This window comes from Caproiciproducens faecalis, assembly GCF_019448085.1.
Classification (GTDB): Bacteria; Bacillota; Clostridia; order Oscillospirales; family Acutalibacteraceae; genus Caproiciproducens; species Caproiciproducens faecalis.
In genome coordinates, this window is record NZ_JAGFNZ010000001.1 from 390,875 (window position 1) to 406,914 (window position 16,040).

The window sequence follows — 16,040 nt, forward strand, 5'->3', positions numbered from 1 at the left end:
AGAATAGTATTCTCAAATAAAGTGATTAATTCTAATATTATACCATTATTTTCATCATTAGTGAATATAAAATAAAGAAACATGGAAGACTTACCCGTTGGAATCATAAAAATTGTCGAAAAAATACCGCTCCGAAATTGAAATCAATCCCGAAGCGGTACAATGATAATATGATTAATCTGAAACGGTATTGGATTCGCCGGCATCGGCGTCTTCTCCATAGAGGAAAGTTCTTAAAAGGCTGCAGTTCTGGGGCAGATCCGGATCAAGCACCTCACCGACTCCTTTGATAGTAGGTTCAGTGTAGGTGTTCAGGTTGGGAATATGCATGGTTTTCATCGGATAGTCGGTAACAGAGCCCGCCATGGTGGCAAGGTACATCAGCTCCGAATCGGTCAGGTTCGTTTTGACCAGCGGCAGAAAGTCATTCATCAGGCTGTTGATCTTGATCGGACCCAGACCTTCCAGCTTTTTAATCATGAGCTCCATGACCTCGCGCTGCCGGCCAGTGCGGCCGAAATCGCTGTCTGTTTCACGGATACGGGCGTAGTACACGGCAAGCCGTCCGTCCAGATGATTTACCCCGGGTTTGAGGTGGCTGCCCATATTCCGGTTTTCCGCGTCACAGAGCTTTTGGTCCATCTTGATATCAAGGCCGCCCATTTTGTCTATAATGGAAGCAAAATTCTCAAAGTCAACGGAAATATATTTGTCAATGTTGATTCTGAAATTGTTTTCCAAAGTCTGCATCGTCAGCGCCGCGCCGCCTTTGGTATAGGCTGCGTTCAGCTTCTGTTTTTTCATAGTGGGGATTTCAACGTATAAATCGCGCAGAAAGGAAACCAGGCGAAGAGTTTTATTTTTAGAGTCAATGGAAATCAGCATGGTAGTGTCGCTTCGGCTGCTGTTTCCGTCATCCCCTTTATCGGTGCCGATCAGCAGAATGTTGGTAATCTGGTTGTCCGAAATAACACCCCACGCGGGTGCGGCACTGGGCTGTTCTATATATTTTGAGGTGTTAATGTCCTCAGAGCGGTCTAATTTTGACATCAGAAACTTTCCATATACAAAAACACCCGCGCAAACAATCAGAATCAGACACAGCAGACTGACGAAGAATCTCTTCAGGCCGCTTTTCTTTTTGGCGTATCGTTTGCCGCCGTGCCGTGCAGGTCGGCTGGTGCTGTAAATGTCGCGGTCAACATAGTGGTACCGGTCGATTTCACCGGTGTCATAGTTTCCTCTTTTCCCCGCGTTTCGCGGTCCCGAAGCAATATCCCTACGCTGCGACCGGCTGTCGCGGTTTTGTCTGTTCATACTTCACCTCAAAAACGTTAATACACAAAGCAGTCTTATTCTATTGCAATTCCGAGCGCATGTCAATAGTTATGTAAACCAAAAAAAAAGAAAGCGGAATTGCCCCTGCTTTCAGTACGTTGTTTTTAGGTTAAAAAGAGAGTTAAAAAGAGCAACAGGAAGATCAGCTGTGATCGTCGTTATCATCGTATTTTTTTTGCAGCTCTTTCACATAATATTCTTTGGCGGAAGCTGCCGTTTCAAAACTTAAAGGTTTCATAAATATGTATGAGAGACTGGTGCTCCAGTCCTCAGCAGAAAACAGATTGGGATTCATGCTTTCCACTACGGGCAAAATAACGGCGCTGTTTTCCGACAGTCGAATATTCGAAACATACAGGCTGCACGACTCAGCAAGGTACTCTACCATCTTTTCACTCATTCACACATCGCCTTTCCTGGTTATAAACGGTAACAAAAATCCTGTAATAGAATTACCATATATCATTATATTAACGTTTTGTTACTTAGTCAACATATTTACACAAGTTTCAGCAAATTTAGTAACTGTTTGTTACATAAATTGCGTGTAAATTTCCTAAACTGTATAATTTCCGTAAGGGGATGATAAAGTGGTTGCTCGAAGAATAAAGGAGCTTCGCACGGAACATAAACTCACTCAGAATGACATAGCAGCCCTTTTGAATATATCACGAGAAGCATATTGTATGTACGAAAATCAGAGAAGACAATTGAATTACGAATCCCTTTGTATTCTTGCCGATTATTATCATGTGACACTGGATTATCTGTTTGGGCGGTCTGATCGGCCGGATTTGACCGGGCCGCTCGGGAGTGAGGAAAAACTGCTGCTTGAGTATTACCGGGCCATGGACCAGCGGGGACGGGAAAATGTCATAGGAATGGCCAAAGTGGAATATCAACGGCGAGCAAAGGAAAGTGATTTTTCGGAACCTGCAATATGATTCAGATAAAAGAATTATTCGTATAAGGAACGCTATGAAAGTTCACAGAATATTCACGGCTGATTTTGTGTTTTTGCTATAATAGATTGATAAAAGCAGGAAGGATAAAGGAGGAGATCGGAATGCAGAACCGTAAAGTATCGGAACACCATATCGATGTGCGCAAGCTGCTTGTTCGCGTGGTGGCGATCCTCTGCGCGGTGGTGATTGTTGGCTCCGCGCTTCTTGTTGCTTTCAGCTAAACAGCATTTTAACAGGACAAAAGGCTTCAGCTCACGAGCTGAAGCCTTTTTCTTTGACTTTATTCTTTTCCGGCTTGGATAAAATCGACACCGGCACCGTATGGGTGGAATACAACCCCGGTAACACCCTCCGCGGCGGCAAAATAATGTTTTTCATAATACAGAGGATAAAATACACCCTGCTCATTCAGGTATTTTTCTGCATTTGCAAATATCGCAGCGGAATCGGCCCCGCTGCTTTTTTCCGCACTGTCCAGAAGGGCGTCGTAAGCGGAATCCCGCAGTAAGGCGGGATTACTCTGTCCGCCGCTCTTAAACAAGGACAGTACCGCAAGCGGGCCGTCGCTGGTGGGCTGAACGGGACACAGTGCAATCTGGTAGTTGCCCGATTGAATGCGGGAAGCCAGCTGATCTGCGGAGAGCGGCTCCATATTGAAATAATTGTGGAATTGAACATTCCACGCGGCAATCATTTCATTGAGCATCAGCTTTACGTTCGGGTCATCCGGGCAGATGACGGTTACGCTTTTCAGCTCGGAGAGGGATAGTTCGCTCAGGCCCGCAGCAAGAAGAGAAGCGGCGTTTTTATCCTGCTTTAAATAAAATGAGCTTCCGCCGGCCTGACTGCGGTACGGTTTGCCCAGCAGAGAGGTGGAAGGGGTAATGATATCGTCCGCGGCGGACATATTTTTTGGCAGATGCTGCAGCACTTTCGCGCGGTCAAATGACTGAATGAACGCCCGCCGGATATTTTTGCTTTTCATCAGTTCGGACTGTGTATTAAAGCAAAGCCCCCAGGTGGTGTCCTCAAAAGAGGTAATGGTGCAGCCCTGCGCCTTAGCGGAGGCGGCCTGACTGCCGGTAACGGCAATTGCGTCTACCGTACCGGATTTCAGTGCCCCGACCGGGTCGGTGATGGCGTTATCCTTGTTTTGCACGGTAAATTTCAGATTGGCCGGCAGCGGCTTTTGCTTGCCTGTGTAAGTGTCTGAACGGACAAGATTCAGATACTGGTTGTGAGTCCATCCGTATTTTCCGTCTATTTCAAAGGGGCCGTTCCCAATCAGATATTTCCGTTCCAATCCGTAGCGGCCCGAAGTACTTTCAAAAAATTTCTGGTTGCAGGGCATAAAGACCGGCGCCGCGGTGACAGCGGGAAAATCGGGATAGGAGTAGTTGAGTTTTACCACCAGCGTACGGGCGTCCAAAGCGGTCACGCCAAGCTGATCGGCGGACACGGTGCCGGCGTTCACCTCTCTGGCGTTTTTGATGCAGAACATGCGGGAACAGGTCGGCGAACCGGTTTGCGGCAAAAGTGCCCGCCGGAACGCGTAGACAAAATCCTGTGCGGTTACGGGCGTTTTTTTGTCGTCAGACCATTTTGCGCCGCTGCGCAGGGTAAAAGTGAACACCGTGTCGTTTTCACTGCTGACCCATTTTTCCGCAACACCGGGATAGGGCTTATTGTCCGTTCCAAGACGCACCAATCCCTCAAACAGTGCGTCTATCGCCACAACGGCGGCACTGTCCGATGCGATCTGCGGGTCCAGTGTTTTTGGTTCCGAGGCAAGGTAGTAGTTGATTTTTTTATTGGCGTTCTTCGGTTCACTTTTTCCGCAGCCGGAAACAGAGAACAGTATGGTAAGGCAGAGCAAAGCTGCCGTTATTCTTTTCAGCAATCGTTGAGTCACCCCTTATTTTACGGGATTTCATAATTTTATCATTTTTTTTCGGCTATTGCAACGAGGTTAACATCATTGTTATATTTTTCTGCTTTGAACAGAATTCATTCTGAGTAAAACAAAAAAGCTCTTTCCCTTTTGGGAAAGAGCTTTTGGCAGCAAGAAATTATTCGATAATGCTGACTCCGTCCATTTCAGACGGCTGGGGCAGATCCAAAATTTTGAGCATAGTCGGCGCAATGTCCGCCAGTCTTCCGCCGGAGCGGAGGGTGCACGGGTAGCCGATCACACAGAACGGAACCGGATTTGTGGTATGTGCGGTAAACGGAGAACCGTCCTCTTCGTACATTTTGTCCGCGTTGCCGTGGTCGGCGGTAATCAGCGCTACGCCTTCCATTTCGGAAATGGCGTGGATGACCCTGCCCACACAGGTGTCAACCGCTTCTACAGCAGTCTTGGCGGCGCTGAAGATGCCGGTGTGGCCCACCATGTCGCAGTTGGCAAAGTTCAGGATAATCACGTCGTATTTCCCGCTCTTAATACGGTCTACTAAAGCGTCCGTAACTTCATATGCGCTCATTTCGGGCTGCAGGTCGTAGGTTGCAACTTTGGGGGAGTTTATCAGAACGCGGTCTTCGCCGGGATACTGTTTTTCCACACCGCCATTGAAAAAGAAGGTGACGTGAGCGTATTTTTCTGTTTCGGCAATCCGTAGCTGGGTCAGACCGTTGTCGGAGATATATTCACCGAAGGTGTTCTTCAGTGACTGGGGCTTAAAGGCCACCGTTACATTCGGCATGGTTGCATCGTACTGTGTCATACAGACATAGGTGAGCGGGAAGAATCCGTTTTTGCGCTCAAAGCCCTGAAAGTCCGGATCAACAAAGGTACGCGTGATTTCACGGGCACGGTCGGGGCGGAAATTAAAGAAGATGACGGAGTCATTTGCTTTGACGGTGCCGCTCTTCACACAGACGGTTGGTACGACGAATTCGTCGGTCACTTCCTTCTGATAGGAATCCTCTACGGCCTGAACCGGGTCTTCACACTGAATTCCTTCGCCGTACACCATGGCGGCGTAAGCTTTTCCCACGCGCTCCCAGCGGTTGTCGCGGTCCATCGCGTAGTAGCGGCCCATCACGGTGGCAATTTCACCAACGCCGATTTCCTTCAGCTTTGCAGCGCACTCGGCGACATAGCTTTTTCCAGAATCCGGGGGAACGTCACGGCCGTCCAGCAGAGCATGAATGTACACTTTTTTGCAGCCGCGTTTTTTGGCCAGTTCAACCAGTGCATAAAGATGCTGGTTGTGGCTGTGTACGCCGCCGGCGGAGAGCAGTCCGATCAGGTGCAGGGCGCCGTCGTTTTTCACTGCGTTATCCGCAGCGGCAAGAAGGGCGGGGTTTTCAAAGAAGTCACCGTCCTGAATGGATTTTGTAATCCTCGTCAGTTCCTGATAAACAATGCGGCCCGCTCCAATGTTGGTGTGACCCACTTCGGAGTTTCCCATCTGCCCGTCCGGAAGACCTACGTCAAGGCCGGAAGCGCCGATTTGTGTTATTGGGTTATTTGCAAAAAGACGGTCTATGTTTGGCGTGTGTGCCGCTTTGATTGCGTTGCCGCTCTCTCCGGCAATTCCAAAACCGTCGAGTATCATCAGTATTAAAGGTTTTTTCATGTCTTTAACCAATCCTGCCTTTCGGAATAATTTTACCTGCTTGCAGCTTTTACAATTTCCGCAAAGTCGGCCGGTTTCAGGGAAGCTCCGCCGATCAGGCCGCCGTCAACATCGGGCTGGTCGAGCAGTTCCGCTGCGTTTTTGGCGTTCATGGAACCGCCGTACTGAATGGTGATTGCGTCGGCGCTTGCGGTGTCGTACAGTTTTGCAACGGTTGCGCGAATCACGGCGCAGACTTCGTTTGCCTGCTGTGCGGTAGCGGTTTTGCCGGTTCCAATTGCCCAAATCGGCTCATAAGCGATAATAATTTTCTTCAATTCATCTTTGCTGACGCCGCCGAGAGCGATTTTGGTCTGCATGGCGACCAGTTCGTCGGTGATTCCCTGTTCGCGCTGCTCAAGGAATTCGCCCACGCAGAGAATAACGGAAAGGCCGTTGTCCAGAGCCGCGCGGATGCGCTTGTTTACGGTTACGTCTGTTTCACCGAAATAGGTTCTGCGCTCGCTGTGGCCGATAATGACATACTGAACGCCGGTGGAGGTCAGCATGTCGGCGGAAATTTCGCCGGTGAAAGCGCCGCTTTTCTCCCAGTGGCAGTTCTGTGCGCCGATGCCGATGTTGGAGCCCTTTGCGGCCTCCAGCGCGGCGGCAAGGTCAATGTAGGGAACACAGGCAACAACGTCGCAGTCCGCGTCTTTTACCAGAGGTTTGATTGCCTCGATCAGTTCGGTTGCCTCGGCAGGTGTTTTGTTCATTTTCCAGTTGCCGGCGATAACGGCTTTTCTAAGCTTCTTGTTCATAAAGCATTTCTCCTTTAAAAATATTCAGCGTTTCCGCAATTTTTTATTTTGGGGATTTTGCTATAAATGCGGCAGACCGGCTGCCGCATTTTTGCGTTCTGTATTTTATTTATCGTTCAGACATGCAATGCCGGGCAGCTCAAGACCCTCAAGGAATTCCAGGGAAGCGCCGCCGCCGGTGGAAATATGGGTCATCTTTTCGGCAAAGCCGAGCTTCTCAACCGCAGCCGCGGAATCGCCGCCGCCGATGATGGAAATCGCGCCGCTGTTGGCAACCGCTTTTGCAACCGCAATCGTGCCGGCAGCAAAGTTGTCCCATTCGGAAACGCCCATGGGTCCGTTCCACACAACGGTGCCGGAGCCCTGAATGGCTTCGGAGAACAGGACGGAAGTTTTCGGCCCGATGTCAAGACCCATCCAGCCGTCCGGAATCTTGTCGGAATCGACAATTTTATGGTCTGCGTCCGGCTTGTATTCCGTAGCAACCACGTTGTCGATCGGGATCAGGAATTTAACGCCCTTCTCTTTTGCCTTTGCCATCATGTCCTTTGCGAGCTCAACTTTGTCGTTCTCGCAGATGGAAGTGCCGATGGAGTAGCCAAGAGCGTTCATAAAGGTGTAAGCCATGCCGCCGCCGATAATCAGAGTATCGACTTTGTCAAGCAGATTGGTAATGACGCCGATTTTATCAGAAACCTTCGCGCCGCCCAGAATAGCGACAAACGGGCGCTTCGGATTGCTGAGAGCGCCGCCCATGATGGTGATTTCTTTCTGAATCAGGTAACCGCAAACGGCGGGCAGATAAGCCGCCACGCCCGCTGTGGACGCGTGGGCTCTGTGCGCGGTGCCGAACGCGTCGTTGACATAGATTTCAGCCAAAGATGCGAGCTGCTTTGAAAATTCAGGGTCGTTCTTTTCTTCTTCTTTGTGGAAACGGACGTTTTCGATCAGTTCCACTTCTCCGTCTTTTAAGGAGGCGGCTATGCTTTTTGCGCTGTCTCCGACAACGTCTGCAGCCATCTTTACTTCCTGACCAAGTACTTTGGAAAGGTATTTGGCAACAGGCGCAAGAGAGTATTTCATGTTGAACTCACCCTTCGGGCGGCCCAGATGGGAGCAGAGGATGACCTTTGCCTTGTGGCTGACTAAATACTGAATCGTCTTCAGTGCCTCATCAATGCGCTTTGAGTCGGTGATATTGCCCTCCGCATCAAACGGTACATTGAAATCGCAGCGGACGAGTACCCGTTTTCCGGCAACATCAATGTCCTCCACGGTTTTTTTGTTCAGATAGTTCATGCATAGCACTCCTTTATATTATGATAACAGAAAATACAAATTACCTCCGCTATTATACAATAATCCGTCGGTAAATTCAAGCATATTGCGGGCTGAAACAGTCGTTTTAGAAAAGTTTGTTAAAAAAGTATCACCACTGATATTCTCTTAATTGCCCTTTGCACAAAAGCTCCGGATATCCCCATTGCCGCAGAACCTCGTAAACACCTACCGCCACAGAGTTGGACAGGTTCAGGCTGCGCGCAGCGGCGTTGTCAATCATCGGAATCCGTACGCAGCGGTCGGGGTTTTCGTGCAGCAGTTTTTCCGGCAGGCCCGCGGTCTCTTTTCCAAAAAACAGATAGCAGTTGTCGGGGTACTGCACGTCCGAGTGGATATGCTGTGCCTTGGTTGAAAAAAAGTAAAAATCACCCGAATTTTTGCTGAAAAAATCGGAAAGGCTATCGTAATAGGTGATGTCCAGCAGATGCCAGTAATCCAAACCGGCGCGTTTCAGTTTTTTGTCGTCAATCCGGAAGCCCATCGGCCCCACAAGGTGCAGCCTTGCTCCGGTTGCGGCGCAGGTGCGGGCAACGTTGCCGGTGTTTTGGGGGATTTCCGGTTCGACCATGACAATGTTCAGTGTTGACATAGGAGACTCCTTTATTCAAAAAATTTGGCATTAATTTTCAAATATAAACGGAAGGAAAGAGGGGATGATATTGAAAGGCACTGGTTCTATATTTTCAGTCGGGAGGTTTTACGTTATGTATAAAGAAACGATGGGATTTGTCAGGGGAATCGGCACCGGTATGGTAGCCGGCATCGCGGTTGCCTCCATGGGCACTCGCATGATGAAGAATAACCGTAAATTGAGACGCAACGCCAACAAAGCTATGCACGCGGTAAACGGCATGTTTGACGACGTCCAGGGTATGTTTAAACAGTAATCGGCAGTATCCTAAAAAAGCGACAAATTTCAAAAGACATCGGCGGGGAATACCCCGCCGACAGTTGTTTTATCGGATTTTAACTGCCGGAGATCACGCTGTATATACTGAACATGGGGACTACAATCGAAATGACGACTGTGCCGACGATTACCGCGATGATAATCGTCATGGCCGGTTCCAGCGCGCTGGTCAGCTTCTTGGTGGATTCGTCCGTCTGCTGCTCATACATGGAAGCCATTTTGTCCAGAGTTTCAAACAGCATGCCGGATTCTTCACCGACCTTAATCATGGAAACGAGCAGCGCGTCAAAAATTGGGAATTTGGCCATGGAAGCGTTAATGGAGGAGCCGAACTTCACTTCGGAAACGATCTGTGTCAGCTGTTCCTTCATATAGCGGTTCGGGATAACGTCGCGCGAAATCTCAAGCGCTTTTACAATATCCACACCCGATTCCACCAACGAAGACATAATGCGGCACAGACGGGCAATATAGGACTGCCTCATCAGCGATCCCACCGCCGGAATCCGAAGAAACATCCTGTCCATTGCGGTGGCAAACGGAGCGTATTTCTTTTTCAATATAATAAAGGTAAAGATGAGAATAAAAACGACCAGCAGGATAAAATACCATTTTGCCATAATAAAGGACGAAAGAGCCATCACAAATCTTGTAATGACCGGCAGGTCGGTATTGAATTCCTTGAAAATATTTGCAAAATTGGGCAGTACGAATACATTCATAATCATCATGAGAAGCAGGGTGAGACACAAGAGGAAAATCGGGTATCCGGTAGCGCCCTTCAGTTTGGCGGTCAGCTCAATTTCCTTGTCCAGAATTTTTGCGCAGCGTTCAAACGCGGTGTCCAGCCGTCCGTTTGCTTCTCCTGACTGAATGATGTTGGTGACGATTTTCGGGAAAGCCCTAAATTTGGCCATGGCTTCGGAGATCGGGATGCCGGTATACAGATCGCTGTTCATCTCTTCCAGAATCTGTTTGACCTTTTTGTCCTTTTCGCCGCTGATGAGAACTTCCATGGCCATGGAAAGGGACACGCCCGCTTTCATCATGATTCCCATCTGATTCATGATGGTAAGCAGCTTTTTCTTTTTTATTTTTGCTTTATGAATGTCGGAACCGGTGATTTCCATTTTCCAGATGGAGGTGGGCTCGGCCTGCGCCTTGTTTTCGCCGCCTGTCAGGGAAAGTGCGGTCAGACCTTCGCTCTGCAGCCGGGCAATTGCGTCGGCTTTGCTGTCGGCATTGAGAAAGCCGTGGGATTTCTTATGTCTATAATCAACCGCCGTGTATTGATACCGCAATAAAATTCCCTCTTACCTTATGAATTTCGGGCGCCTGCGGCGAAGCCGAATTCCCCGGCGGTGCCGCTTGTAATAATCCCCCGCCTCACCAGGTCGTCAACGCTGCGTTCCAGCGTAATCATTCCCTGACTGACGCCGGTCTGAATGGATTGCGCTATATTTGCCGTTCGGCCCTCACGGATCAGGTTGCTGATCGCGGAGTTAATAAACATCATTTCAAAAGCGCCGACGCGGCCCTTGCCGTCAGCGGTGGGCAGCAGACGCTGGGAAATAACACTCTTGAGCACCAGCGAAAGCTGGATTCTGATTTGCTGCTGCTGCTCGGGCGGGAAGACGTCGATCAGGCGGTCGATGGTTTTTGCCGCCCCGATGGTATGCAGGGTGGAAAGTACCAGATGTCCGGTTTCCGCCGCGGTAACGGCAATGGAAATCGATTCCAGATCGCGCATTTCGCCAACCAGAATGATGTCAGGGTCCTCACGCAGGGCGGCTTTCAGCGCCCGGGCGTAAGAAATGCTGTCCGAGCCGATCTCCCTCTGATTGACGATGCTGTTTTTAGGGGTGTGCATGTACTCAATCGGGTCTTCAATCGTAATAATGTGACAGTGCCTGTTTTTGTTGAACTCGTTGATAATGGCCGCCAGCGTGGTCGACTTGCCGCTCCCGGTCGGGCCGGTCACCAGTACAAGACCGTCCTGCAGTTCCAGAATACGGCTGATGGAATCCGGAAGGTGCAGCTCTGCAATCTCCGGTGTATTGGCGTTGATAATACGCATTACCAGTGTGTCGCCGCGTACCTGACGGAACGCGTTGATACGGAAGCGGCCGCAGCCGCTGATTTCCGCGGAAGCGTCCATGTCGCCTGATTTTCGGAATTCCTCATATTTCTCAGGAGGAAGGCATTGGCGAATCATTCCGTCCGCTTCCTCCGGCGTCAGCGCGGGCAGGTCAAGAAAATGCATTCTGCCGTTAATGCGGTAAGCGGGCCGGTTATTTGTGGACAGGTGAATGTCCGAAGCATGGCTGGAAACGCCGTCTGAAACAATTTTTAAAAAATCCATCTTAGTTAGCCTCACATTTGCAGGGAATAAACCTCCATCATTTCCTGTACGGAAGTTCTCCCTTCTATTACAATTCTCTTGATATTGTCGTCAAGTGTGACCATGCCCTCTTTCACAGCGGTTTCCCGAATTTGATCCGTGCTTTTTCCGCTGTTGATGCAGGCTTTGATCCCGGAGGAAACGGGCATAATTTCATGAATGGCGGTTCTTCCGCGGTAACCTTTGCCGCTGCAGTAGCTGCAGCCCTTCGCCCGGTACAGCTTCAGCTGGGTGCCTTTGGGTTTTCCCAGAAGTTCCAATTCACTGTCATCCGCAAGGTATTCTTCTTTACAGTGGGGGCAGAGGGTTCGAACCAGCCTCTGCGCGATGACTCCCAGTACGGAGGAAGACACCATGTACGGCTCCACGCCCATGTCTATCAGACGGATAATGGAGCTGGGCGCGTCGTAGGTGTGCAGGGTGGAGAGCACCAGGTGCCCGGTAATGGCCACGCTGCTGGCGATTTCGGCGGTTTCCGTGTCGCGGATTTCACCGATCATCACCACGTCGGGGTCCTGGCGCAAAATGGAACGCAGCACGGCGGCGAAGGTCAGGCCGGCCTTTGCGTTGATGTCCACCTGTGTGATATTCGGGATAATCATTTCCACTGGGTTTTCTACGGTGACAATATTGATATCCTCACGCATGATCTCTTTCAGCGCGGTGTAAAGGGTGGTAGATTTACCGCTTCCGGTCGGGCCGGTCAGCAGGATGATGCCGTGGTTGTTGCGGAGCAAGGCATTGAATTTTTCAAGATTCTCCGGCAAAAAGCCGATCTCTTCCTTCACCAGTGAAAAACTGAGCGCCGTGGTGATACGAATGACCACTTTTTCACCGAATACGCAGGGAAGGATGGAGATTCTCATGTCAATATCCTTGCCGCCGATTCGGTAATTGATACGGCCGTCCTGCGGAATGCGTTTTTCAGCGATGTTCATCCCGCCGATAAACTTGATGCGGGAAACCACAGAGGGAATCAGTTCGGCGCTGGTTTCCATGTAAAGGCTCAGGCGCCCGTCCACCCTAAAGCGGATACGCATGGACTTTTCCTCGGGTTCAATGTGAATGTCGCTCGCTTTCAGAAGAACGGCCTGTTCAATCATATTATTGACGAAACGGATAATCGGCTGATCCGTCCCGCTCTGGCCTTCCATCTGATCGAGCGGGATATCCGGCTGCGCAACGGAAAGCTCCCGCGCGGCGGCAAACGCTTTCTGCGTGGTGTACAGCTCGCGGATTTTCGTTTCCAGCTTCTCTCGTTCCGCAATGACAGGATTCACCTTTAATTTGGTGTAGATGCCGATGTCGTTAATCCCGTTGTAATCCAGCGGGTCGGCAACCGCCACGGTCAGGATGCTGCCGGAGCGGCTGATCGGAACAATCAGATTGGAGCGCGCCAGATCTTCCGGCACCAGTGAGGAAAGAGAAGGATCCACACTGACGGAAGACAGGTCGAGATAGGGAATGGAAAGCTGTTTTTCCAGCGAGCGGATAATCTGCATTTCCGTAAGAAAACGATTGTCAATCAGAATTTTCCCCAAGCGCACATTGGTGCCCTTTTGGCGCTCCAAAGCCAGCTGAAGCTGCTCTTCGGTGAGCACTCCGGAATTTATTAAAATCTGCCCAAGCTTTAAATTCGTAATTTTCATGATAGGCTCCTTTACATATTCAGCAAAGACATATACCAGACGATAAAGGACTGAATCTGGCAGTGAAATGTCATAAACAAAAGCAGACTGAGACACAGATACGGCCCCAGCGGAATAGACAGATCCCGCCGGAACCGCTTGCGCAGCAGCAAATAGAGGATATAGAAAAACGCAAGGAAAATGGTCATAAAAAATACGAGGAAGAAATCAGGAAATCCCGTCAGGATTCCCGCGGCGGCGAAAAGCTTCACGTCGCCGAAACCCATCGCTTCTTTTCGGTAGACGATTCTGCCCACGGCGGCAAAAAGAAACAGCAGAACAAGGCCGGCGGCTCCGCCGTACAGCGGAGAAAGCCAGTTTGCGTGAAACAGGCGGCTGCCGCTGAGCAGGTCGTACAGAGAAACGGCGGCGAAAATCACAAACAGAACCAGTGTGAACTGATCGGGAATAATAAAATATTTATGATCCGCTTCCGCAATCATTAAGAGAACAACACAAGCGGCACAAAAAGCATAAAAGTAAAGAATATTCCCTTTATACTGAAAGTAGGTGATAATAAACGACAGAGAAAGGACAACCGTCATCCGAATTCCGTACGGCTTGAAAAAAAGCCTTTTGCGGTAGAGGTCATCGCCCGGCTGTTCGTCGTAGTCACAGAACCACCTTGCCGGCAGCGCGTTGAACAATCCGACACTAAGGTTTGCCAGGACGGCTGCGGTGGGGATACAGAACAGGCAGACAACGAAGTCGTAAACCCGCTGTGCATCCGCTAAATTCAGCGAACTCATTATTTGACACCTTCGGCAAAGTAATACAGGGTCATGGTAAGCACAGCGTCGACTTTTCCGGTATTGTCCGATCCCGCCGTGTATTTTACATGATTGACGAAATAGACCCCTTTGGATTCCTTTTCAAAATAACCGATCAGTGCGGGCAGCTGTGCCTGTGTGCACAGGACATTCAGTTCGACGGATGCCGTGTAAAGCTGTTTTCCGCTTGCGGCGGTTTTGCCCTTTTCGGCCTGCTCCGCGCCGACATTAATGCTTTTCAGGGTGACACCGGAGGAACCGACAATTTTTCCGATATCCTCGGCAACATTTTTTCCCGTTACGGTCGTATCGGCCTTTTCTTCGTTCAGCTGTGTTTTCAGGCCGTCTATCTTCTGCTGCAGGTCGCTGAACCGGGCCGACTGCAGCTCATAGGATTGTACCAGTTCCAGATTGCTGAGGTGCTCTTCGTTCAGCGTGGAAACTTTCTGGTTCAGGGGTAAAAATACATAATTGACGTAAAGCAGCAGAATCAGGGAAAAGCCGAACAGATAGAGCAGTACGCCGGATACCTTGATACTTTTCATTGCTGTCCGCCCTCCTTGCCGCCCGATACGGAAGGAGTAAAGTCCTTCACCTTTAGGGATACGCTACAGGTGCAGCCGCCGTCAGTGCCGATATCGACCCGGAACGGAACGGCAATTGAAAAATAGCCGTTGGACTCCACCTGATTCTTAATCGTCAGATAGCCGTTATAGTTTGCGGTCGTAAAGGTAAGGGCGACGGTGCCGGTCATATTATCCAGATCGCAGCTGTCCACCGATTTTGCTTTTGCGGTAATCTGGCTGATTAACTGGCCTGTCATTTCTTTTGCGTTGCTTTTGCCGGAAGGAAGCAGCTTTTGGTCATTTTTTAGTTTGGAAAGCCGCTGTTCCAGTTCGCTTTGTTCCTGCAAAAGGTCTTTTACCGCCTCATATTTGGAACCGTTCAGAGAAGAGTTGTCCTGCGCCTGCTGTTTCAGCGCGGACAGGTAAACAATCGGTTCCAGCGCCATGACCCCAACGGCGAGCAGAGTGATAAGGACAAGTACGGCTACATTTGCTGCGTGTGTACTGGAGATTGCCTTTACCAGAAGCAAAAAGTCAATGTCCTCCGATTTTTTGGCGGACAGAAGTCCGGCTTCCGAATAAAAAGCGGAGGGCTGGAAGCCCGCCCTTTTTGCGGCCGCGTTGAGCGCGGGCTGGGGGACGGAGCACGAAGCGACGTTTTCGATTGGGATGTCCAGTTCCAGCTTGGCGCAGAATTCATCAAACTTGGGAACAATCGAAAGACCTCCGCACAAAATCAGCCGGTTCAGTTCCAGACGTTCACTGGAAAGTACCATACGGATATTGCGGATAGCCTCGCTGACGCAGGCGTCCAGCAGATCGGAAATCTGCTGTGCAGCCGTTTCATCGTTTTCCACTGTGAATCCGTAAGCAGTCACGCTTCTGACCGCGTCTGCAAAGGATACTGAACGGTTTCTCATGATGATTTCTACAATATCGTCAAACACGGTTTCAAAGGTTCGCTGAAAAACGGGCATTCCGTTTTGAAAAAGGACAAGCCGCGTTTTTGTATAGTCAAAATCGAGCAGGGCAATTGTCTGATTCCGTTCGGCCGGAATTTTTTTGCCCGCGTGCAGTAAGCCGCTGATGGGGGGTACAATCTTAATGACGTGAAGGCCGTATTTTGAAAAGTTCTTCCGGATTTCGCCAAGCAGTTTGGTTTTAACCGCGAACAGGGAGCTTGTCAGTTTTCCGGTCATCGGATTCACGCGATTGTATTCGTAGTTCTGGATCATATACTCGTCAACGCCGTCCTGAAGCACCGTTTCGGCTTCCAGTTCCGCCAGCTTGAGCAGATCCTTCTTTTTACACGGCAGGTGCTGGTACTCTTTGCTGATGATATGGTCGTCTTCCAGACAGTAAATAATTTTATTGGTTCCCATTTTCACCGATTTTGCGCATTCCTGCACATATCTTGCAAAAGCGGGAAGATCATTGCATTCTTTTCCGTCACGCATGCTTTCGGGAAGCTCAAAGCACTGAGGCAGTCCAAAGACCGGCTTGCGTGTATATTTTACCCAGGTCAGATACAGTGCACTGCGGGTAGTTTGCAGCAGAATAACATTCAAAGCGGCTGACACCACACTTTTCTTATTTCAATGACGATCTCCCTGTATTATACAATATCCTATTATTTGCGACAATAGATTTTTTCATGTACAGCTAAAACAAGCCCCGGTT

At 49.7% G+C, this 16,040-nt stretch carries 15 protein-coding genes; 2 read left to right on the forward strand and 13 right to left on the reverse strand.

Going from position 1 to position 16,040, the window contains the following annotated elements; all coding sequences use genetic code 11:
- Window positions 1–174: 174 nt before the first annotated feature.
- Entirely contained in the window at window positions 175–1,317 is a 1,143-nt protein-coding gene (locus tag J5W02_RS01825) for an LCP family protein (protein WP_219963944.1), read from the reverse strand.
- 163 nt (window positions 1,318–1,480) lie between these two features.
- Window positions 1,481–1,738 carry a hypothetical protein gene (locus tag J5W02_RS01830; RefSeq protein ID WP_219963945.1) on the reverse strand — a complete coding sequence of 86 codons (258 nt, stop codon included), beginning with the start codon at window positions 1,736–1,738 and terminating at the stop codon, window positions 1,481–1,483.
- A gap of 190 nt (window positions 1,739–1,928) precedes the next feature.
- Here J5W02_RS01830 and J5W02_RS01835 point away from each other — a divergent pair, with 190 nt between their 5' ends.
- Complete coding sequence (locus tag J5W02_RS01835) at window positions 1,929–2,282, forward strand: helix-turn-helix domain-containing protein (protein WP_219963946.1); 354 nt, start codon at window positions 1,929–1,931, stop codon at window positions 2,280–2,282.
- Between the two features lie 301 nt (window positions 2,283–2,583).
- Here the strand turns inward: J5W02_RS01835 and J5W02_RS01840 are convergent, their stop codons facing one another.
- The 5 genes from J5W02_RS01840 to J5W02_RS01860 form a co-directional block, all read right to left on the reverse strand.
- Window positions 2,584–4,203 (reverse strand): peptide ABC transporter substrate-binding protein, encoded by a 1,620-nt coding sequence (locus J5W02_RS01840; protein ID WP_219963947.1) that lies wholly within the window; start codon window positions 4,201–4,203, stop codon window positions 2,584–2,586.
- A 169-nt stretch (window positions 4,204–4,372) separates the two neighbouring features.
- Complete coding sequence (gene gpmI / locus J5W02_RS01845) at window positions 4,373–5,884, reverse strand: 2,3-bisphosphoglycerate-independent phosphoglycerate mutase (RefSeq protein ID WP_219963948.1); 1,512 nt, start codon at window positions 5,882–5,884, stop codon at window positions 4,373–4,375.
- A gap of 32 nt (window positions 5,885–5,916) precedes the next feature.
- Window positions 5,917–6,684, reverse strand: coding sequence for a triose-phosphate isomerase (gene tpiA / locus J5W02_RS01850; protein ID WP_219963949.1), 768 nt, complete (start codon window positions 6,682–6,684; stop codon window positions 5,917–5,919).
- Window positions 6,685–6,789: 105 nt separating this feature from the next.
- Window positions 6,790–7,983, reverse strand: a complete 1,194-nt coding sequence (locus J5W02_RS01855; RefSeq protein ID WP_304518465.1) for a phosphoglycerate kinase — start codon at window positions 7,981–7,983, stop codon at window positions 6,790–6,792.
- Between the two features lie 130 nt (window positions 7,984–8,113).
- The gene (locus J5W02_RS01860; RefSeq protein ID WP_219963950.1) at window positions 8,114–8,614 is read right to left on the reverse strand and encodes a tRNA (cytidine(34)-2'-O)-methyltransferase; all 501 of its coding nucleotides are present in this window, start codon (window positions 8,612–8,614) and stop codon (window positions 8,114–8,116) included.
- A 115-nt stretch (window positions 8,615–8,729) separates the two neighbouring features.
- On the opposite strand from J5W02_RS01860, the gene J5W02_RS01865 reads away from it, so the two are divergent.
- Entirely contained in the window at window positions 8,730–8,912 is a 183-nt protein-coding gene (locus J5W02_RS01865; protein WP_219963951.1) for a hypothetical protein, read from the forward strand.
- A 79-nt stretch (window positions 8,913–8,991) separates the two neighbouring features.
- On the opposite strand, the gene J5W02_RS01870 is transcribed toward J5W02_RS01865, so the two are convergent.
- Genes J5W02_RS01870 through J5W02_RS01895 form a run of 6 tightly spaced genes read right to left on the reverse strand, consistent with a single transcriptional unit; the run spans window position 8,992 to window position 15,928 of the window.
- The gene (locus tag J5W02_RS01870; RefSeq protein WP_219963952.1) at window positions 8,992–10,236 is read right to left on the reverse strand and encodes a type II secretion system F family protein; all 1,245 of its coding nucleotides are present in this window, start codon (window positions 10,234–10,236) and stop codon (window positions 8,992–8,994) included.
- A gap of 17 nt (window positions 10,237–10,253) precedes the next feature.
- Entirely contained in the window at window positions 10,254–11,297 is a 1,044-nt protein-coding gene (locus J5W02_RS01875; protein WP_219963953.1) for a type IV pilus twitching motility protein PilT, read from the reverse strand.
- 11 nt (window positions 11,298–11,308) lie between these two features.
- Window positions 11,309–12,985, reverse strand: a complete 1,677-nt coding sequence (locus tag J5W02_RS01880) for a GspE/PulE family protein (RefSeq protein WP_219963954.1) — start codon at window positions 12,983–12,985, stop codon at window positions 11,309–11,311.
- A gap of 11 nt (window positions 12,986–12,996) precedes the next feature.
- Window positions 12,997–13,773 carry a prepilin peptidase gene (locus J5W02_RS01885; RefSeq protein WP_219963955.1) on the reverse strand — a complete coding sequence of 259 codons (777 nt, stop codon included), beginning with the start codon at window positions 13,771–13,773 and terminating at the stop codon, window positions 12,997–12,999.
- The gene (locus J5W02_RS01890) at window positions 13,773–14,339 is read right to left on the reverse strand and encodes a hypothetical protein (RefSeq protein ID WP_219963956.1); all 567 of its coding nucleotides are present in this window, start codon (window positions 14,337–14,339) and stop codon (window positions 13,773–13,775) included. The genes J5W02_RS01885 and J5W02_RS01890 overlap by 1 nt, the downstream gene beginning before the upstream one ends.
- Window positions 14,336–15,928, reverse strand: coding sequence for a type IV pilus biogenesis protein PilM (locus J5W02_RS01895; RefSeq protein WP_219963957.1), 1,593 nt, complete (start codon window positions 15,926–15,928; stop codon window positions 14,336–14,338). The genes J5W02_RS01890 and J5W02_RS01895 overlap by 4 nt, the downstream gene beginning before the upstream one ends.
- Window positions 15,929–16,040: the final 112 nt, after the last annotated feature.